This is a genomic window from Paracoccus versutus, assembly GCF_029909795.1.
Classification (GTDB): domain Bacteria; phylum Pseudomonadota; class Alphaproteobacteria; order Rhodobacterales; family Rhodobacteraceae; genus Paracoccus; species Paracoccus versutus.
Genome location: NZ_CP038196.1, coordinates 611,937 through 631,137, shown reverse-complemented (window position 1 = coordinate 631,137; position 19,201 = coordinate 611,937). Strand labels below are relative to the sequence as shown.

19 protein-coding genes and 2 pseudogenes are annotated in these 19,201 nt (G+C 66.0%); 5 read left to right on the top strand and 16 right to left on the bottom strand.

All coding sequences use genetic code 11. The annotated features are described in order from the left end of the window. Nucleotides 1–31 precede the first annotated feature (31 nt). The 6 genes and pseudogenes from E3U25_RS03070 to E3U25_RS03045 all read right to left on the bottom strand — a co-directional run. Nucleotides 32–163: pseudogene (locus E3U25_RS03070) on the bottom strand (hypothetical protein); the annotation flags it as partial. A 363-nt stretch (nucleotides 164–526) separates the two neighbouring features. Continuing rightward, the gene (locus tag E3U25_RS03065) at nucleotides 527–1,219 is read right to left on the bottom strand and encodes an ATP-binding cassette domain-containing protein (RefSeq protein ID WP_116221239.1); all 693 of its coding nucleotides are present in this window, start codon (nucleotides 1,217–1,219) and stop codon (nucleotides 527–529) included. Further along, entirely contained in the window at nucleotides 1,219–1,983 is a 765-nt protein-coding gene (locus E3U25_RS03060) for an ABC transporter ATP-binding protein (protein WP_036758301.1), read from the bottom strand. Before E3U25_RS03060 ends, E3U25_RS03065 begins: the two co-directional genes overlap by 1 nt. Beyond that, complete coding sequence (locus E3U25_RS03055) at nucleotides 1,980–2,927, bottom strand: branched-chain amino acid ABC transporter permease (protein ID WP_072463299.1); 948 nt, start codon at nucleotides 2,925–2,927, stop codon at nucleotides 1,980–1,982. The genes E3U25_RS03060 and E3U25_RS03055 overlap by 4 nt, the downstream gene beginning before the upstream one ends. Before the next feature lie 3 nt (nucleotides 2,928–2,930). After that, nucleotides 2,931–3,830, bottom strand: a complete 900-nt coding sequence (locus tag E3U25_RS03050) for a branched-chain amino acid ABC transporter permease (protein WP_036758298.1) — start codon at nucleotides 3,828–3,830, stop codon at nucleotides 2,931–2,933. Between the two features lie 68 nt (nucleotides 3,831–3,898). Continuing rightward, nucleotides 3,899–5,197 (bottom strand): ABC transporter substrate-binding protein, encoded by a 1,299-nt coding sequence (locus E3U25_RS03045; RefSeq protein ID WP_208861529.1) that lies wholly within the window; start codon nucleotides 5,195–5,197, stop codon nucleotides 3,899–3,901. 184 nt (nucleotides 5,198–5,381) lie between these two features. Between E3U25_RS03045 and E3U25_RS03040 the strand changes: the two genes are divergently transcribed. Together E3U25_RS03040 and E3U25_RS03035 are read left to right on the top strand one after the other, a co-directional pair. Next, on the top strand, nucleotides 5,382–6,053 hold the full coding sequence (locus tag E3U25_RS03040) for a DUF2848 domain-containing protein (RefSeq protein ID WP_116221716.1): 672 nt from the start codon (nucleotides 5,382–5,384) through the stop codon (nucleotides 6,051–6,053). 16 nt (nucleotides 6,054–6,069) lie between these two features. Next, the gene (locus E3U25_RS03035; protein ID WP_166435422.1) at nucleotides 6,070–6,771 is read left to right on the top strand and encodes a GntR family transcriptional regulator; all 702 of its coding nucleotides are present in this window, start codon (nucleotides 6,070–6,072) and stop codon (nucleotides 6,769–6,771) included. 30 nt (nucleotides 6,772–6,801) lie between these two features. Here E3U25_RS03035 and E3U25_RS03030 read toward each other — a convergent pair whose 3' ends face one another. The 7 genes from E3U25_RS03030 to E3U25_RS03000 all read right to left on the bottom strand — a co-directional run bounded on the left by E3U25_RS03030 (nucleotide 6,802) and on the right by E3U25_RS03000 (nucleotide 13,889). Continuing rightward, nucleotides 6,802–8,136 (bottom strand): amidase, encoded by a 1,335-nt coding sequence (locus E3U25_RS03030; protein ID WP_116221241.1) that lies wholly within the window; start codon nucleotides 8,134–8,136, stop codon nucleotides 6,802–6,804. Next, nucleotides 8,136–8,522, bottom strand: coding sequence for a cupin domain-containing protein (locus E3U25_RS03025; protein WP_036758291.1), 387 nt, complete (start codon nucleotides 8,520–8,522; stop codon nucleotides 8,136–8,138). The genes E3U25_RS03030 and E3U25_RS03025 overlap by 1 nt, the downstream gene beginning before the upstream one ends. A gap of 27 nt (nucleotides 8,523–8,549) precedes the next feature. Further along, complete coding sequence (locus tag E3U25_RS03020) at nucleotides 8,550–10,022, bottom strand: 4-hydroxyphenylacetate 3-hydroxylase family protein (protein WP_036758288.1); 1,473 nt, start codon at nucleotides 10,020–10,022, stop codon at nucleotides 8,550–8,552. Nucleotides 10,023–10,044: 22 nt separating this feature from the next. Continuing rightward, nucleotides 10,045–10,563 carry a flavin reductase family protein gene (locus tag E3U25_RS03015; RefSeq protein ID WP_036758286.1) on the bottom strand — a complete coding sequence of 173 codons (519 nt, stop codon included), beginning with the start codon at nucleotides 10,561–10,563 and terminating at the stop codon, nucleotides 10,045–10,047. Then, nucleotides 10,560–11,114 carry a MarR family winged helix-turn-helix transcriptional regulator gene (locus E3U25_RS03010; RefSeq protein ID WP_116221242.1) on the bottom strand — a complete coding sequence of 185 codons (555 nt, stop codon included), beginning with the start codon at nucleotides 11,112–11,114 and terminating at the stop codon, nucleotides 10,560–10,562. Before E3U25_RS03010 ends, E3U25_RS03015 begins: the two co-directional genes overlap by 4 nt. A gap of 194 nt (nucleotides 11,115–11,308) precedes the next feature. After that, nucleotides 11,309–12,601 carry an MFS transporter gene (locus E3U25_RS03005; RefSeq protein WP_116221243.1) on the bottom strand — a complete coding sequence of 431 codons (1,293 nt, stop codon included), beginning with the start codon at nucleotides 12,599–12,601 and terminating at the stop codon, nucleotides 11,309–11,311. Between the two features lie 13 nt (nucleotides 12,602–12,614). Next, complete coding sequence (locus E3U25_RS03000) at nucleotides 12,615–13,889, bottom strand: ArgE/DapE family deacylase (RefSeq protein WP_208861530.1); 1,275 nt, start codon at nucleotides 13,887–13,889, stop codon at nucleotides 12,615–12,617. 154 nt (nucleotides 13,890–14,043) lie between these two features. Between E3U25_RS03000 and E3U25_RS02995 the strand changes: the two genes are divergently transcribed. Next, on the top strand, nucleotides 14,044–15,003 hold the full coding sequence (locus E3U25_RS02995) for a LysR family transcriptional regulator (RefSeq protein WP_116221244.1): 960 nt from the start codon (nucleotides 14,044–14,046) through the stop codon (nucleotides 15,001–15,003). Nucleotides 15,004–15,230: 227 nt separating this feature from the next. Here E3U25_RS02995 and E3U25_RS24985 read toward each other — a convergent pair whose 3' ends face one another. Beyond that, nucleotides 15,231–15,737, bottom strand: coding sequence for a hypothetical protein (locus E3U25_RS24985; RefSeq protein ID WP_420872907.1), 507 nt, complete (start codon nucleotides 15,735–15,737; stop codon nucleotides 15,231–15,233). Between the two features lie 135 nt (nucleotides 15,738–15,872). Between E3U25_RS24985 and E3U25_RS24980 the strand changes: the two are divergent. Beyond that, a pseudogene (locus E3U25_RS24980) lies at nucleotides 15,873–16,361 on the top strand (DDE-type integrase/transposase/recombinase); the annotation flags it as partial. 490 nt (nucleotides 16,362–16,851) lie between these two features. Here E3U25_RS24980 and E3U25_RS02985 read toward each other — a convergent pair. Beyond that, nucleotides 16,852–17,088, bottom strand: coding sequence for a hypothetical protein (locus tag E3U25_RS02985; RefSeq protein ID WP_116221245.1), 237 nt, complete (start codon nucleotides 17,086–17,088; stop codon nucleotides 16,852–16,854). 297 nt (nucleotides 17,089–17,385) lie between these two features. On the opposite strand from E3U25_RS02985, the gene E3U25_RS02980 reads away from it, so the two are divergent. Then, nucleotides 17,386–17,562 (top strand): hypothetical protein, encoded by a 177-nt coding sequence (locus tag E3U25_RS02980; RefSeq protein WP_166435424.1) that lies wholly within the window; start codon nucleotides 17,386–17,388, stop codon nucleotides 17,560–17,562. A gap of 195 nt (nucleotides 17,563–17,757) precedes the next feature. Here E3U25_RS02980 and gndA read toward each other — a convergent pair whose 3' ends face one another. Then, complete coding sequence (gene gndA, locus E3U25_RS02975) at nucleotides 17,758–19,161, bottom strand: NADP-dependent phosphogluconate dehydrogenase (protein WP_116221247.1); 1,404 nt, start codon at nucleotides 19,159–19,161, stop codon at nucleotides 17,758–17,760. Between the last annotated feature and the right edge of the window lie 40 nt (nucleotides 19,162–19,201).

Here is a 19,201-nt window from a genome sequence, read left to right as displayed (position 1 = left end):
TGCAGAAAATACTGGGTCTGAACCCACGAATTCAGCACCAAGGCATGGATCCCGAGGTCTGGCCAATATCGGGGTTCAGGCTGTTGGTTGGGTCCAGCTGCCGATGGAAGCCGGCCCGTTCCAGCTTGGCGCGAGGGAGATGGCCGACGTTATGCTCGGCTGGGGATCCAAACCTCAGTCACCACGCCGGCATGGCAACGATGAAGGCCGCGCCTCTCATCGCCTCAACCACGGGTCAGGGTCCAGGCCGGCAGCAGGACGGCGGTCCGCCCCATCAGCCTCTCCACGGGGGCTTCGGCATCTGTGGCCGCGTCCTGAAACGATGTCTGTTGAACCGAACGCCAGAGCCGCACGATCGTCAGCTAGCAACGACCGCGCTGGGAGGGGCTCGGCAGAATGCCCGCTGCACCCAGCTGCCTGTTCAGGTCCCGCAAGGGTTTCCGGGCCGACTTTCGACCTTGTCTCGTCCGGCAAGGTCGCAAATGCATTGCCCTGTTGCCAGTGTTCCAGGATGATGCGCATGGCTTCAAGCATGCTGCAATCCTCCGATATCGCCAAGCGACGCAAGGCTTTCTATTTCGCCGCGCTCGATATGCAAGGTCGCATCGGCGATGGAGTTCAGCAGCTTGGGGCTGGATTCCGTGACCAGAATGGCGATATCGCGCTTGTTGCTGTGCAGATGGGCAAGGGTGCGGGCATATTCCAGCGCCAGCGCGGGGGCCAGGCCCTGGAACGGCTCGTCCAGCAGCAGCACCTTGTCGGCCAGCATCAACGCCCGGCCCAGCGCCACGATCTTGCCCTGCCCACCCGACACGCCGCCGCCCGGCCGCGCCCGCATAACCGCCAGTTGCGGCAACAGGCTGTAGACCTCGTCCAGCCTGCGCGTGCGCTCCGCCGCGGACATCCGCCGCACCAGGGCGGGGACAAGGATGTTCTCCTCGACCGTGAAATCGGCGATCAGGCGCCGGTCCTCGGGGGCATAGCCGATCCCAAGCCCGGCGCGGGCGTGTCCCGGCAGCGGCCCCAGTTCCGTTCCGTCGATGCGAACCGAGCCGGCCTTCCACGGCAAAAGCCCCATGATCGCGCGCAGGGTCGTGGTCTTGCCCGCCCCGTTGCGCCCGACCATCACCGTGGCCTTTCCCGCCGCCAGCGAGAAGCCGACATCGCGCAGCACCTCGACCCCCGCGATCTCGACCTTCAGATTCCTGACCGTCAGCATCACACCACCCCCACGACGCTTTCCAGAACCTCGGGATTGCTCATCACCTCGGCGGGTGTTCCCTCGGCCATGACATGGCCGGCGTTCCAGACCACCACCCGGTCGGCGTATTTCTGCACCACTTCCATGTCGTGCTCGACGAAAAGCGCCGAGAGACCACGACGGCGCATGGCGTTCATCAGCGTCTCCATGATGCGGAAACGCTCGATCGAGGACACGCCCGAAGTCGGCTCGTCCAGCACCAGCAGCTTGGGGTTCAGAGCAAAGGCCAGCGTGATGTCGGCAAGCTTGCGCAGGCCCTCGGGCAATGTGCCGGTCATCGTTTCGGCATCGGCGGCAAGGCCCAGCAGCTCCAGCACCTCCATCGCCTCGTCGCGATAGGCCCTGCGGTTCAGGGGCGTCAGCCCCTGCCAGATGCCTTCGCGCGCAGCGATGGCCAGCATCAGGTTGTCGATCAGGCTGTGATCGGTGAAAAGCTGCGGGATCTGGAAGGCGCGGGCGATGCCCTGGCGCGAGATGCGCCGCGGCGCCATCCGCGTGATGGGCCGCCCGTCCAGCCAGACATTGCCGCGATGCGGTTTCAGATAGCCGGTCACAAGGTTCAGGAAGGTGGTCTTGCCGGCGCCGTTCGGCCCGATGATGGCGACGAACTCGTTCCTTTGCAGGGCGAAGTCCACGCCATCGGCAGCCTTGATCGCACCGAAGGAGATCGCAAGATCCTCGGCCCGCAGAAGCGGCTGCGCGGATGCGGAATTGCTGGTCACAGTCCGGTCTCCTTGGTCGAGCCGCGACGAGCCTCGATCAGGCCGTAGATGCCGCGGGGAAGGAAGAAGATGACGCCGATCAGCGCCAGGCCGATGATGAGGTTCCAGGCCTCGGCGGCCACCCCCACGGCGACGGTATGCAGGATCTCCAGGAAGACCGAACCGATGAAGGCCCCGGCGACCCCGCCGATGCCGCCCAGCACGGCGGTCAGCACCAGATGGCCGGATTCGGTCCAGAAGGCGAACTCCGGCAGCACGTGGCCGATGCTCATGGCGGCCAGCGCGCCGCCCAGGCCCGCCAGCGCCGCCGAGATGGTGTAGGAGGTCAGCAGGGTCTGCCAGGCCGAGACCCCCAGATATTCCAGCCGGACCTCGTTGGTATGGATCGCCGACAGGGCATGGCCCAGCGGGCTTTGCAGATAGCGATGCACCAGCCAGCCCAGCACCACCATCAGCAGGATGCAGAGATAAAACAGGAAACCGTCGAAGGCCGCCTTGCCCGGCGCCCAGCCCAGCACGGTCGGAACCGCGACGCGCAACCCGTCCGTGCCGCCGGTGATGCCGTAGAGCTTGGAGGTCAGGGCAAAGATCACCATCGACACGGCAAGGTTCAGCATGGCGAAGAAGATCGCCCGGTAGCGCACCAGGAAGGCGCCGAAGACCAGCCCCGCCAGCGCCGCGACCGCCGTCGAGGCGACCAGCAGCAGCACGAGGTCGCTTACCCCCGCCTTGCTGCCCAGAAAGGCCGTCGCATAGGCGCCGATGGCGAAATACATCGCATGGCCCAGCGAGATCAGCCCGCCCCGCAGCAAAAGCGCGACGCCGAGGGCGGCGAAGCCCTTGGCCACCGCCAGCGTGATGACGAATTTCAGGTGGGGAAAGGCCACGGGGACCAGAAGCAGCAGCGCCAGCGCCGCGACAAGCAGGGGAATGGGTTTGCGCATCGCTCAGATCCTCCGGATGGCAGGCTTGCCGAACAGGCCATAGGGCCGGACCAGCAGCACGATCAGCATCACGAGATAGGGCGCCACCGCATCCAGTGCCGGGAACAAATAGATCGCCAGCACGCGGGCCGCCGCGACGATGACCGCGGCCAGTGCCGCGCCCTCGACCTGGCCCAGCCCGCCGATGGCGGCGACCGCAAAGGCCAGGACCATGGTGTCGGCGCCAAGGCCCGGCGCGACCCCGGCGGTCGGCGTCGCCAAGGCACCGCCAAGCGCCGCGAGAAAGATCCCCAGCGTGAAGGCGATGGTGAACATCCGCCGCGTGTCGATGCCCAGCGCCTCGGATATCTCGCGGTCGGCGACCACCACCGCCAGCAGCCGGCCCATGCGGGTATGGCCGATGAACACCCGCATCGCGACCAGCGCCACGACGGCCAGCGCGATCAGCAAAAGCTGATAGTTCAGGTAGATGATGCCGCCGATCTCGATGCTGCCCAGCAGCGCCACCGGCGTGTCCTCGTAATAGGACGAGACGCCGAAGACCAGCCGCTGCAAATCCTCGAGGATCAGGAACAGGCCGAAGGTCATCAGGATCTGCACCGCCTCGCCGCGGCCATAGGTCCACTGGACCAGCGTCCGCTCGATCAGCGGGCCGAAAAGCGCCGCCACCAGCGCCGCCGAAACCAGCAACGCCGGAAAGGTCAGCCAGGGGTTGAGGCCGGCGCTGACGATCCACAGGCCGATGCTGGCCGAAACATAGGCGCCGATGGAATAGAAGCTGCCATGCGCGACATTCAGGATGCGCAGGACGCTGAAGACGAGTGTCAGCCCGAACGCCACGAAAAAGATGAGCGCGGCATTGGCAAGGGCATCCACGAAAAGTGGAACGATGGTCTGGAACATGACCCTTCCTGCTGATGTATCGGAATGGAAGGCGTGCCGGGCGGCCATGGCCGGCCCGGCACGAGGCGCTAGTTATAGCTACCCGGCCGGGGCAGGTCGGCCAGGAAATCGGGCGTCAGCGTGCCGATCCAGGCGATGGGATCCTGCCCCACCGGCGCCAGCAGCGCCTCGCCGTCATAGCGCACCATCCCTGTCATCACCGGCCGGTCGACGCCCTCGGCCCTGCCGACGGTGCCGATCACCTGGTCGACCACGCCGTCATTGTCGTCGCGGAAGGTGGTCGTGCCGGTCAGGGTCTGGACCGACAGCCCTTCCAGCGCGGCGACGACTTGCTCGCGATCGGGCCAGGCGCCGTCATTGTCCGAGATGGCCTTTTCATAGGCGGCTTTCAGCACGATCAGGCTGTTGGCCATCTTGATGGTGGGAAAGACCGGATCGCTGCCGTATTTCTCGCGATAGGCGGCGGCAAAGGGCGCGGCCTCGCCGATGGTCCTTGCATCGGGCGACATCCACCAGCCGTCGCCCAGCACGCCGACGATGGTGCCTTCGGGCAGGTCGACCCGCTGCATCACCGTCTCGCCCAGCGCCAGCACCACCGCGCTTTGCCGGAACAGGCCGCGCGGGCCGGCCTGGCGCACGAAATTCTCCAGATCGCCGCCCCAGAGGTTCGAGAACACGACATCCGGCCGCGCCGCCGACAGGCGCGAGATCTCGGTCTGGTAGGTCGAGGCGCCGAGCTTGGGATAGAGTTCGGCCACGATCTCGACCTCGGGCCTGACCGCCTTCAGCGTGGCCTTGACGATCTCGGCCGCATCATGGCCGAAGGCATAGTCCGGGTTGATGATGGCGACCCGCTTCACCTCGGGATGCTGCTGCAGGAAATACAGCGTATAGGCCATGAACTCGGCGATGGTGTTGCCGTTCGGGCGATAGAAATAATCCGGCTGGTCCTTGAGGAAAAGCTGGTGGGTGTCGCAGTTCCAGCCGATGGTCGGCATCTTCAGCTGGTCGGCCAGCGGCGACAGCGCCAGGCAATTGCCCGAGGACAGCGCCGCGATCATCGCCTGTGCCCTGCCGCCTTCGGCAAGGCGGCGATATTCGGCGATCACGCCTTCGGCGCCCTGCGCCTCATCGACATAGGTGGCCGAGACGGGCACGCCGCCGATGCCGCCCTGGGCATTGATCCTTTCGATCATCAATTCGGCGCCCTGCTTGCCCGGCAGGCCATAGGCGGCCGAGGGGCCCGACAGGAAGGTGAATACCCCCAGGTCGAGGCGGGCGGGCTTGTCCTGCGCCCAGCCCGCGCCGGTCATCAGCGCGGCTGCGGCGGCAGCAGTCATGGCAAGTCGAAACTTGGGTTTCGGCATGGTGAGGTTCCCTGTTGGCGAGTCCGTTGCGATATATTTTCATCTTGTAAAATATCACAAGCACATTAATGCTGGACCCGTCAAGACGGAATGTCGGCCAGGCACGTTCGCAAACCCTTTCAGCCGGCCGGCGCCCGCATCTTGGGAAAACTGCCAAGCAAAGGAGCATCCCTTGAAAATCGACATGAATGTCGCAAGCCTGTCGGGCAGCACACCGCTATGCTTTGAAATCAACGACCTGGTCATCGCGGGCTGGGCCGGGCGCGACAAGGAGGCGATGGAGCATCACATCCGCGAACTGGAGGCGCTGGGGGTGAAACGTCCCGAGACGACCCCGACCTTCTACCGCGTCGCGGCGAATCGGCTGACGACCGGGGGGCGGATCGAATGCAACGGCAGCGCCTCTTCGGGCGAGGTCGAGACGGTGATCATCGCGCAGGGCGGCAAGCTTTATGTCGGCATCGGCTCGGACCATACCGACCGCGAGGTCGAGACCTACGGCATCACCGTGTCCAAGCAGATGTGCGACAAGCCGGTCGGCGCCGAGGTCTGGCCCTTCGACGAGGTGGCGCCGCATTGGGATTCGCTGATCATCCGCAGCTGGCTGACCGCGGACGGCAAGCGCAGCCTCTATCAAGAGGGCACGGTGGCCGGGCTGCTGGACCCGGCGGATGTCATCGCACGCTACACCCAGGGCGCGGACCTTCCCGACGGCACCGCGATCCTGGGCGGAACCACGCCCGCCATCGGGGGAATCCGGCCAGGCAAGGTCTTCGAATGCGAGCTGGAGGACCCGGTGCTTTCCCGCAAACTGCATCTGGTCTATGAAATCAAGGAACTGCCGATCAGCGGCTAACAGCATCGAGGCCCCAATGGATCGCAACTCCGATCCCGTCATCGAGGATTCGCGGCAAGGACCGAAACGCGGGGTCAGGAAACTGTCCCTGCGCGACCAAGCCTATGAGGCAATCAAGAAGCGGATCGTGAGTTGCGAATTGCGCCCCGGCGAGGCGGTGACCGTGGCCGACCTGGCCGAGCAGCTTCAGATCGGCCGCACCCCGGTCTTTCAGGCCATCGACCGGCTGACGGTCGACGGCCTGGTCGAGGTGATGCCGCGCAAGGGCGTGGTGGTCGCGCCGATCAGCATGGACAGCTTGGTCGAGATCATCGAGATGCGGCTTCTGAACGAGGCTCAGGCGGCGAACTGGGCGGCGCAAAAGGCCACGCCGCAGGAAATCGCCCAGCTCGACGCCAATGTCGCCGCGACATGGCGGGCCGCGCAGGACCACGACCTGGAGCAGATGATCGAATGCGACCGGGACTTCCACCGGCTGCTGAGCGGCATCGCCGGCAACACCATCCTTGCCGAGTTCCTTGGCAACCTGCACGACCGCTCGCTGCGGTTCTGGTTCCTGTCGCTGCGCGCGCCCGACCACAACCTGCGCGTCTGCGAGCAGCATGCCGCCATCGTCGAGGGCATCCGGGCGCATGACCCCGAGGCGGCCGAGAAGGCGATGCGCGAGCATATCTCGGCCTTCCACAAGAACCTGACCCAGCAGAACCTGCGCGGCTGATCCCCGGCTGGCTGCGCCGGGAACGCCGGTTCAGGCGGCCAGCACCCGTTCGACGCCGCGCGCGAACGCAAGCAGGTCGCGGTCGGCCAGGGTTTCGCCCATCAGCGTCAACCCCACCGGCAGGCCGTCGACGGGAAGCGGCAGCGAGATCGCGCAGCGGTCCAGGAAATTCGCCACCGTCGGATTGCGCAGCGCCAGCAGGTTGGTCGCGCCGAAAAGCGCGTCGTCGGCCTCCAGCGCCGCTGTCTCGGGCGCGATGATCGGAACGGTCGGCATCAGCACCGCCGCGAAATCCGCGGTGATCCCGTTCGCCCGGCCGATCATGGCAAGGCGGGCTTCCAGCAGGCTCGCATATTCGCCCGGCCGCAGGGTCTCGCCCTTGCGGATGCGGATGGCAACGCGCGGGTCATAGCCGGCCTCGCACCGCGCCAGGCGCTCGCGGTGCCGCTCCAGCGCCTCGGCCGCGACGATGCCGCCGCGGGCATTCAACTCCGGCAGCCGGTCCAGGTCGGGCAGGCGGATGCGGGTCAGCCGTGCCCCTGCAGCCTCGATCCGGCGCAGGGAGGCCTCGAAGGCGCGGGCGACGGCGTCATCCATGTCCTCGGTGACGTAATTCTCCAGCACCGCGAAGCGCAGCCCCGACAGCGGCGCGGCATCCGGTGCGGCGATCGGCTCGCCCGCCAGCGCGGCATCCACGAGGGCGCAGCATTCGACCGTCCGGGCGATGGGCCCTACGGAATCGAAGCTGTGCGACAGCGGGAACACGCCGCTGCGCGGCACCCGCCGCGCCGTGGGCTTGAAGCCGACAAGGCCGCAGAGCGCCGCCGGGATACGGCACGAGCCGCCGGTATCGGTGCCCAGCCCGACCGCCGCCATGCCGTCCGCGACCGAAACCGCCGCCCCCGAGGACGACCCGCCCGGAATGCGGCTGCGATCGGCCGGATTGCCGGGCGTGCCGTAATGCGGATTGAGCCCCAGCCCGGAATAGGCGAATTCGGTCATGTTGGTATGGCCCATCACCACCATCCCGGCCATGCGCAGCCGTCGCACCGCCTCGGCATCGGCACGGGCGGGCGGCGCCTGCTCCATCACCCTGGCCCCGGCCGTCGTCACCTTGCCCTGGATGTCGAACAGCGCCTTGATCGAGACGGGCACCCCGGCCAGCGGCGACGAAGCCCGCCCCTCGGCCCGCATCCGGTCGGCCAGGCCGGCCATGGCAAGGCTGCGGTCGGGGTCGATCATGGTAAAGGTGCGGCGTCCCTCGCCATCGCCGTCAAGGATGCGGTCCAGGCAAGCCGATGCCAGCGCCGTGCCGGACAATTCGCCCGCCGCCATGCGGCGGGCCAGAACGGAGACGGGCTCCATCACTTGTCCTGATCGTAATAGTGGATCTCCATCAGCACGCAGCCGTTCTCGGACTTGAACGGGCCGTGATAGGCCCCCGGCGGACGACAGGCATAGGTGTTGGGCTGGAAGGATTCGCCGCCATCCCCGTTCTCGTCATTGCCCACGGTCAGGTCGCCCGAGACGAGATAGACCTCTTCCCAGTAGTCATGGACGAAAGGCGCGGTGGTAAAGACGCCGGGCTGAAAGCGCAGCAGCCGGGTGCGATTGCCCACCTTGGCCTCTTCGTCCAGCCTGCCGGCCAGGATCTTCTGCTGGATGCCGGCCGGATAGCCCGGCGGCGTGTGCCAGCCCTCGGTTTCCATGTCGATGGCGTGGAATTCCTTGTGTTCCTTGTCGATGGCCATGAATGCCTCCTTTGCTGCGGAATTGGGCTATTGCGAAACCTGGGCCAGCTCGGCCTCCAGGGAGTAACTGTCGAGCATCCGGTCCACGAGGCCGGTGGCACCGTCCCAGTCGAAGGTGCGGAACGAGTGGTTCTTGGTCACGAAGGTCGCGCCGGCATAGAACATCTCGTATTGGGTGTGACGCGAGGCGAATTCCGAGCCGATCGCATCCCAGGCCAGCTTGAAGAACTTCACCCGCCCCTCGGAATCGGTGGTGGGCGATTGTTGGGTCTTGCCGATCAGGGCGCGCAGTTCGGGATTGCCGAAATCCTCCAGCGACGAGGGCAGCATGATCAGCCCGCCGCCGGCCAGATCGCGCAGCGCGCCGATGAAGGCATTGTAGTTCTGCTGCGTCAGCACCTGCGCCGAATACAGCATCGAGCCGTCGGGCACATAATAGCCGTTGACCATCTTGCCCTTGGCCTCCAGCGCATGGACGAAAGCCTCGACCATGGTGCATTGCGCGGCAAGCTGGCCCAGCGTCTCGCGCACCTGCGGGAAGGCGATGATGCCGTTGGTCTCGGCGATCTTGCGCGCGATGCCCATCAGGAAGCGCATCTTCACCATCAGCCGGATCTGCGCCTGATAGTTCTGATAGACATGCGCCGGGGTGGCGTGGAACTGGCCCGAGGTGAGCTTGAGATCCTGGTTGACGAAGACCCGGTCCCACGGAACCTTCACGTCGTCGAAATAGAGCACCGCGTCGTTCTCGTCGAAACGCGAGGCCAGCGGATAGTCGAAGACGTTTCCGGCATGCTCCTCGTAGGATTTCCGCGACAGGATCTTCAGCCCCTTGGCGTTCATCGGGATGGCAAAAGAGATCGCATAGCGTTCCTCGCCCTCGCGCAGGGGCTGGATGCAGGTCACGAAGACCTCGTTGGCGACGATGCCGCCGGTGGCCAGCATCTTGGCGCCGCGCACGGTGATGCCCTCGGCGTCCTGATCCACGACGCCGGCGGTCAGGAACGGATCGGCCTGCTCATGCGCGGCTTTCGAGCGGTCCGCCTGCGGGTTGATGATCACATAGGTCAGGTAAAGTTCGTTGTCGCGCGCATAGTGATAGTAATCCGACAGCGCCTTGGCGCGGGCGGGGTCATGCGCCTCGAATAGCGGCAGCCCCATATACATGCCGGCGATGCACGAGGCGACGTGATCGGGCGCCCGGCCCAGGAAACCGCCATGCAGTTCTGTCCAGGCCTCCAGCGCCCGGCGGCGCTCGACCAGATCGGCATAGCTGCGCGGCAACTGCCAGATCCGGTTGGCACGAAACCCGGTATCGGTCTCGAAGGTCATCAGGTCCAGGTTTTCCGGGCGCGACTGGAAATCATACATCCGCGCCACCGATTGAACGGTTCGCCGGAACGAGGGGTGTTCGGTCACATCCCCGGCCTCGGCGCCGTTGATGAAAACCCTGCGCCCATCGCGCAAGGATTCGACATGTTGCTGTCCGGTCTTGAACATCAGGCTCTCCTGTTGGTGATTGTCAGTAATGGATGTCGAGCGGCCAGAGCGACGGCGCCGCCTCGCCCTGGTGCAGCGAGGCATAGCGGCCCTGCGCAAAGACCAGCGGCGGCCGCTCGGGATGGGATGCAAAGCGGCGGACCCGGCCAAGGAACAGCACATGGTCGCCGCCGTCGCAGCGGGCATGGGCATCGCATTCGAAGACAGCCGCGGCGCCGGGCAGCAGAGGCGCCCCGCCATGGCCGGGCCGGTAATCCACCCCCTGCCATTTCGCGCCCGGCCGGGCAAAGCGGTTGGACAGCGCCTGCTGGTTCTCGGCCAGCACATGGACGGCATAGCTTTCTACCGCCTCCCATGCCGGCAGGCCGCGGGCCTTGCGGTCGATGGAAAACAGCACCAGCGGCGGATCAAGCGACAGCGAATTGAACGAGCTCATCGTCATGCCCAGCAACTCGTCGCCGAGACGGGCGGTCATGATGCAGACGCCGGTCGGGAACTGGCCGAGGGTCCGGCGCAAGGCGAGCGGGTCGGTGACGGTCATTTCTCGTCCTTTCCATCGTCCAGCAGGTAATCGGCCAGCGTGGCCGCGCGCCCGGCGCTTGCCCGCATCCGGCGCATGATCTTGCAGAGCAGGCGGAAATCCTGGGCCGAGAGCGGTTCGAAGAGCGTGTCGTTCACCTCGCGCTGCAACGGGGCAAGCTGCAGCAGCAGCGCGACACCGCGCGGGGTCAGGGTCAGGTTCACCCGGCGCTGGTCCGCGGGATTGGTCTTCTTGTGGATCACCCCGAGCTTCGCCAGCCGCTTGGTCTCGATGGTGATGAAGGCGCCGGACAGGCCAAGATGGTCGGCCAGTTCCTTCACGCCGACGCCCTTCTCGCCCTGGAACTGCCGGATCGCCGCCAGGATCGTGTATTGCGGCCCCGACAGGCCCAGAAAGGTGCCGAAGCGGTCGCGCATATGCTCCAGCCCGGCAAAGACCGACAGCATGTCATGCAGCATGTCGCGGAAACCGTCGTCCGAGCCATGGTCCAGCAATTCGTCGCGGCTGACGGTCAACCCCTGCTCCTGCAGTTCTGCATCCTTGCGAATCATCAGATCATCCTGTGATATTTCAGAAGATGATTAATTGAGAATGCTAAGCTGTAAAGCTATTTTTTGTCGGATCGGCGCTTTTCGGGCGGAGGCGCAGAGAAAGGCGAGCAGGCGGCGCTTCCGGCGCACCCGCTCGCGGAAAAGAAGGCAATCGCCATGAGCGGCTGTCGACGGCGCCGGCCCCAGCCGCCCTTCTAGGCCGGCGCGGCCTCTGCATTGGCTTGGCGATAGCGGCCCAGCAGCGATACGCTGACCAGCGAAATGACCGCCAGGGTGCTGGCAAAGACGGCGAGCGGCCACCATTCTCCGCTGAACTTCTCGGCCAGGATGGTTCCCAGCACCGGCGTCAGCCCTCCGGCGATGGCACCGCAGAACTGGTAGCCGATGGAAATCGCGCTGTAGCGAACGCGAGCCGGGAAGATCTGCGAGATATAGCCGGCGATCACCGCATAAGCGAAGGCGCCGAAGATGATGTTGACGATCAGCCCGACCTGGATCAGCGCGTAATTGCCGGTTTCGACCACCATGAACACCGGATAGGGCGTCAGGACCGAGATGCCCAGGCAGACTTGCAAGAACAGGCGCTCATTGCCCATCCTCTCGGCGATGCGGGCGCCGATCGGCTGGCACAGAAGCTGCGCCACCGCAGTCCAGAACAGCGCGTTCAGGATCGTGGCGCGCGGGAGGCCGGCATATTGCGTGGCATAGGCGACCAGGAACGTATTGTAGAAATAGACCGCCGCGATGCCGAAAGTATTCGCGCCCATCGCCAGGAAGATGGCACCGCGCCAGTCGCGGAACACCTCGACCGCCGGCAATTTGGCCGGTTTCCCGGTCTGCCGGACCTTCTCGAATTCCGGGGTCTCCTCGATGTTGAGGCGGATGACCAGGCCGACGCCCAGCAACACGATGCTGACCAGGAACGGCACGCGCCAGCCCCAGCTCAGGAACACCTCCTGATCGACCAGCCCGGCGATGCGAAAGGCCAGCAGCGCCAGCACCAGACCGGCCGGACTGCCCAACTGCGCGAATGAGGCGAAAAAGGTCTGCCGTCCCTTGGGCGCATGTTCCGCCGCCAGCAGCACCGCGCCGCCCCACTCGCCGCCGACCGCAATGCCCTGGAAGATGCGAAGCACCACCAGCAGGATCGGCGCCCAGACGCCGATCGTCACATGGGTCGGCAGCATGCCGATCAGGGCGGTGGCGATGCCCATCATGACCAGCGTCACCACAAGGATGTTCTTGCGCCCCATCCGGTCACCCAGATGGCCAAAGATCAGCCCGCCCAGCGGACGGGCAAAGAAGCCGACCGCAAAGGTGCCGAAGGCCGCGAGCGTGCCGATATAGGGCGACGATCCGGTAAAGAACAACGGCCCGAACACCAGCGCGGCGGCGAAGCCGTAGATGTAGAAGTCATACCACTCGATGGTGGTGCCGACGAAAGAGCCCAAGGCGGCCCGCCGGGATTGGGATTTCCTGTCTTGCATCGTCGTCTCCTCCTCAGACCCTGCGCAGACCACACCAGCGCTGGATGAAGTCGGCGATCACCCGGGTGGTGTGCCTGACGCTCTCCAGCTCGACATATTCGTCGAAACCGTGCATCTGCCCGCCGGCGGGGCCGTAGCAGAGGCTGGGGATGTCGTAATAACGACCATAGAAGCGGCTGTCGGTGACCCCGGTGAACAGCCATTCCCGCGCCTCGGCGCCGGTCGCCGTCCTGTGGGCCTCGCGCATCGTCGCCTCGAAGGCGCTGCCGGGTTCCAACACGTAATCCTCCGCCTGAAAACCGTGCCAGATGATCTCGGGCGGGTTCGGCGCGAGGAACGGATCGGCCCCTGCCGCCCGCATGACCACATCGGCCAGCTCCTGGCGGAATGCCTCCAGCGACATGCCCGGCAGGACCGCGATGCGGCAGTCCAGCTCGCACCAGGCCGGGGTCGAGCTCGCCCAGTCGCCGCCGCGGATCTTGCCTGCGTTGAACTTGATCGGCGCGGTCAGCCCGGAGAACCGGGGGTGCGTCTTGACCCGTTCGTTCAGGTCGCGGGTGAAGGCCTGCAGCGCCTCTATCAGTCGATAGGTCGAGAGAATGGCGTTGGTGCCCTGTTCGCTTTCGGCGACATGCGCCGGTTTGCCCCGCACCGAAAGGCGGAACCACATCACGCCGATCTGCCCACGCCCGATGCAATGCCCGGTGGGTTCCGGGATCAGGCAGGCATCGGCACGATAACCGCGCGCCAGCGTCGAAAGCGCGCCGTTGCCGGTGGCTTCCTCTTCGGTCACACTTTGCACATAGACGTCGCTGCCCGGCAGATAGCCGGCATGCCGCAGGGCGTCGAGCGCGAAGACCATGGCGCAAACCCCGGCCTTCATGTCGCAAGCCCCGCGCCCGAACAGCTTGCCCTCGACGACCGTCGCGCCATAGGGCGGCGCGGACCACATGGCCTCCGGTCCGGTCGGCACCACGTCCACATGGCCCTGCAGGATCAGGCTGCGGCCAACCGGCTGTGGCGCGCGGATCGCGGCGACCACCTGCACCGCCTGGCCATAATCGGTGTCGCGCACCGGCGAATGGCCCGGCAGGTGCTCCATGTCCACATCGGAAAGCACATAGCGGTCGACACTCCAGCCACGGGTGCGGAACGCGTCGGCGATCCAGTCCTGGCAGGGGCCTTCCAGGCCGCGCTGGCTGGGAAAGCCGACCAAGGTCTTCAGCCAGTCGAGCTGTCGGTCCCAACTGGCCGCGATGGCCTGGTCGAGTTCTGACGACGTGAGCATTCCTTCTCCTCCCATGATCTGCATCGTCTGCGCCGCGTGCTGGATCTCGTCGGGAACGGCGCGGGGTCTGAGCAACGGAATAGGCGTCGCCGGATAATCTGGAAAATACATTAATTTCGTTCTATTCTTTCATTTCATGAAACAAGGAGGATGCATGCGATCCCGGCTGACGCTCAGGCAGTTGCGCTATGTCTGCGAAGTGGCGCGGTTGCAGAATGTCCTTGCGGCCTCGCGGGCGTTGGGGATCTCGACCTCATCCATCCTGGCGGCCATCGACGCGGCCGAGCACGAGGCGGGCACCCGCATCTTCAACCGCTTCCCAGCCAAGGGCATCCGCATCACCCCGGCCGGCAGCCGGTTCGTCGCTGCCGCCGCTCGGCTGCTGGCAGCGGAGACCGAATTCGCGCGCGCTACCAGCGACATCTCGGCGCGCATTCCTGATCCGCTGCGGATCGGCTGTTTCGAGCCGCTGGGGACGCTGCTTCTGCCCAGCGTGCTGCGCCGCTTCGCGGCGAACGAAGCGGATGTCGAGATCGTGGTGAGAGAGGGCGACCAGAGCGAATTGCGCGACTGGCTTTCCGCCGGCGAGATCGAGTTCGCCGTGCTCTACGAGGGCGACATCATCGCCCCCTTCGACCGGACGCCGATCTGCCTGGTGCCGCCGCATGTCGCCATGCACCCCGACGATCCGCTCGCCAGGCAAGAGGCAATCCGGATCGCGGACATCGCCCGGCGTCCCTTCGTGTTGCTGGACCAGCCCGAGATCGCACCGCAATTGCTGGCCATCTTCCGCCTGATTGCCGAGGCGCCGCAGATCAGCTTTCGCGCCCGGACCTATGGTGCCGCGCTGGCGGCAATATCAGAGGGGTTCGGCCTGTCGATCCTGAACTTGCGGCCCTTGACCCCGATTTATGCCGAGCAGGGCGCCATCGTCAGGAAGCCCATCGTCGACGACCTGCCTTTTGCCAAGCTCGTTGTCGCCGATACCTATGGGGCCGAGAAACCCTATTTCCTGCAATCCTTCATCGCGACCTTCAGGAAATACCTTGCCGAGATCGGCACCGACGGTTTCGCCGTCCGCAATCCCGGTCACAAGAAGGATCTTCTATTCTGAGACCCAACGCAAAACCGGCAGACCGGCGCTGTCCCCGCCTGGCTGCCATCGTGCGGCTGGACGCGGCGGTTGTCGGACCCGCGCCGGCTTCCGCTGAGGTGACGGCCTGCATCTAGGGTCAGGATGCGCATATACTGATATTCAGGCAATTCTCGATGCCATGGTGCTGCCCTCGCGGCCAAGGCAGGACTGTTTGACGCCGCCAAAGGGCATCACCTCAGACGAGATCAGCTGGCGTTCACCCTGACCATGCCGATCTCCAGCATCCCGACCACCCGCCAGACGTGGGAAAGGTGGCGGGCATAGAAATAGCCCGCCAACCTGCATTTTCTGGCATTGGCCACCGCCTCGTCCTCGGCCTCGAAGCGCCAGATGGAAGCGGCAGGTGAACATCCGCCGCGACGCGCCGGAGGCCTCAGCCCAGAACGAGCTAGGAAAGCACCTGTGGAGCCCGAGCTGTTTCGCGCGTTCTGTGCCGAGTTCACGAGGGAGATGAACTGACCCCTCTCTGGTTTTTCCGGCAGCTCCATCTTTTGCATAGGATGGAGCATCATGAGCCAGATGACGATCAGGTTTTCCCGCGAAATGCGCGCGCAGGCGGTGCGATTGGTTCTCGACAACGAGGGCCAGCACGCCTTTCGTTTGCCGTCGGTCCTGTCGATCTCGGCGAAGATCGGCTGCGGAGCGCAGATGCCGAAGGGTTGGGTCCAGAAGGCCGAGGTCGACAGCGGCAAGCGCGCAGGGATCCCGACCGAGATGGCCCAGAGGATGCAGGCGCTGGAGCGAGAGAACCGCGAGTTGCGCCAGGCGAAGGAGGTCTTTCGTAAGGGTGAGGGCCTCGCGATCGGTTCGAGGGCTGGCCCTCACCCTTCGCGATCGCTGCCTCCGCCCGGACGCTCGTCGGCTGGCGCGCCAGCACTTCAGCTCATGCGGGTTTCGTGCTCGATGCCCTGGAACAGACCGTGCATGATCGGCGCCCGCCCAAGGGCATCGGCTGGTTCACCATAGCGACAACGGCTCGCAATATCTGTCCGTTCGCTCCAGCGAGCAGATGGCAGAAGCGGGTATAGAGCCTTCGGTGGGGAACGTCGGAGACAGCTGCGACGACCCCTTGGCCGAGACGATCAATGGTCTGCTCAAAGCCGAGGTCATCCGCCGCCGCGGGCCGGGACGCAGCTTCGAGGCCGTCGAGTGCGCCACGCTGGAATGGGTCGACTGGTTCAACACCCCCTCGCAGGTTCTCGCGAACCCATGGCGTTCACCTGCTCGATCTGCTCGAACCGATCGGGAACATCCCGTCCGCCGAAGCCGAGGCCAACTTCTACGCGGTTCTGGACACTGATCCCATAGCCGCGTAGCTCACCAAAATCGGCCTCCGGAAAGCACCGTGCGGTTCACTATATCGATGATGGCTCGAGATATCTTGGCAGGGGCGTCTGCCGGGTTTTCCAGAGTGGCGGCGCCAAACGCCGGCATAACAGGTATTCCGCTCACAAGAGACGAATGACCGATTGCATCGGCTACAACTTTACGGTCCACTCGGAAAACCCCGCTCTCCACGCGCCAATCCACCACCCCAAATCCCGGAATTTCGCCGCCGCCAAGCAAAGTTGCCCCTAATCCAGGGCCTCTAGATCCAAGTCGACTTCCAAAATTCGTAGGCTATTCCTCGCGAGCAGAGGCACGGCCGATGCGGGCCGCCAAACGCAGCATCGGCCGCAGCCCCCGCGGCGAAAGTCGGGAACTCGGGCAAGGTGCAACCCGGTGCAAACAGGGCGCGATCTGCATCGCCCCAGGAAAGGGCCATGAGTGGGCTGCGGCATTCATGGACCGATCCGCCCGCGGCGATCAGCCCTCGAAACGGATGCCGAGGGCAGGAAGATGGTCCTGCGCAAACGGCGACCAGCGTGCTGGCGGGGTGCCGGCCTCGGGGGCGAATGCCTCCAGGACGCCGAGCAGCTGCACCAAGGTCGCCCGGATGATCGCATGGCCCAGGCAGGCAGGCTGCCCCAGGCCGAACATCAGCGCGCGCGCCCTGGTGGTCGGGGTCGAACCTTTCCGGCGCCGGAAACGCCAGCGGATCATGATTGCCCGCGGCCCAGACCATCGACAGGACGGTCCCGGCCTCCATCACCAGGGCGCCCAGGGCAATCCTGCCCGTTGCCATAGGAGTGGAGATGGCCAGGCGCAGGCATTCGTTGGCGCATTGCGCCGTCGCCGTCACCTGGCGCCGATGCGCGAAACCCCCGCCGGTCCGGCTGTCGGCCTGGAGCGAGCGCATCCGCCGGTTCCGCCCGCCATGCCGGAAGCAGGCTGCTGGCCGATGTCCGCTATGGCGACATGGCGGTCGACGGTTTTCCCACGCCCCCCTGGAAGCGCGCCATGTCCACACCCCTGCCCCGGCAGCCCGAGCGCCTGAGCCATGCCGGCCCGCGCGGCACGCCGCGGCCGCGCACCGCGCTGCAGGGCCATCTCTGGCGGGCGCACTGGTCTGTGAGCCCGGCCAGATCGTCATCGCCCACGGCCCGCGGCAGGGACTGGATCTTTGCGCGCGGCTGATCCTCGATCCGGGCGATGCCTTCGCGATCGAGAGCCCCTGGCATGCGACGGCGCGCCAAGTGCTGAGCGACACGGGGGCGATGCCGGTTTCCATCCCGGTCGACAAGGCGGGGCCGAGGACCGAGGCGCTGAGGTTCGCGATGTCGAACAAGACCGGCAAAGGCCGGACATCGAACTGCCAGGGATATTTGCCCCTCAGATCTTCCCGCCCCAGGGTCCGTGATGGCTGTCCTGGCCGTCCAGCCGGTCGAAGCCATGCGCGCCGAAGAAGTCGCGCTGCGCCTGGATCATGTTCGCCGTGCCGCGGCCGGTGCGCATCATGTCGAACCAGCCAAGCCCCGAGGCCAGCGCCGGCAAGGCATGGCCGTGCAGCACGCCCTGCGCCACCACCGCGCGCAGCGCCGGCATCGCGGTCTCGAGCTTTTCGGCGAAGAACGGCGCCAGCACGAGGTTGCGCGACGGATCCTCGGCCAGCGCCGTCGCCATGTCGTTCAGCATCGCCGAGCGGATGATGCAGCCCGCACGCCAGACCCGCGCGATCCCCGGCAGGTCGAGCTGCCAGCCGAAGGCGCGGCCGGCGGCCTCGATCATCGCGAAACCCTGCGCATAGCACAGGATCTTGCCGGCGATCAGCGCCTGCTCCAGTTGGTCGCGCGCCAGGTCCAGCGCCTGCGGGGCGGCAGCGAAACGCGCCTCGCCCGCCTTGCGCTCGTCGATGCGGGCCGAGACGTTGCGCGCCATCACCGCCGCCTCGATCACCGGGATCGGCGCCGCCAGGTGCTGCGCCTCGATCGCGGTCCAGCGGCCGGTGCCCTTCTGCCCGGCGGCGTCCAGGATCACGTCCAGCATCGGCTGGCCGGTCAGCGGATCGGCGGCGCCGGCCACCGCGGCCGAGATCTCGACCAGATAGGATTTCAGCACGCCTTCGTTCCAGCCGGCGAAGGTCTCGCCGATGGCGGCGGCGGACAGGCCGAGCCCGTCGCGCATCACGCCATAAACCTCGGCGATCATCTGCATGTCGGCATATTCGATGCCGTTATGCACGGTCTTGACGAAATGCCCGGCGCCGGCCTCGCCCATCCAGGTGGCGCAGGGGGTGCCGTCCTCGGCCTGGGCGGCGATGGCCTGCATGACCCCTGCGACGCGGTCCCAGTCGGCCCGTGCGCCGCCGCCCATGATGGCGGGGCCGTGGCGCGCGCCCTCTTCGCCGCCCGAGACGCCCATGCCCAGGAAGCGCATCGGCAGGCCGGACGCCGCGCGGCGGTTGGTGTCGTGGAAATTGGCGTTGCCGGCGTCGATGACCAGGTCATCGGGGCCGAGCAGCGGCGCCAGCGCGGCGATCTGGTCGTCGACGGCCGGACCGGCGGGGACCATCAGGATGATGGCGCGCGGCGGGGCAATGGCAGCGACCAGGTCGGCCAGGCTCTCGGTCGGGATCACGCGATCCGCCAGCGCGCCGGCCTCGGCGTGGAAGCGGCGGGTCACTTCGGTGGTGCGGTTCCAGACCGCGATGGGAAAGCCCTTCTCGGCGATGTTCAGCGCCAGCGCCGCCCCCATCGTCCCAAGGCCGATAAGGCCGATCGAAGTTTCAGTTTTCATTATTCTTCTTTGCTCTGGACAGCGCATCCCCGAGGGACGC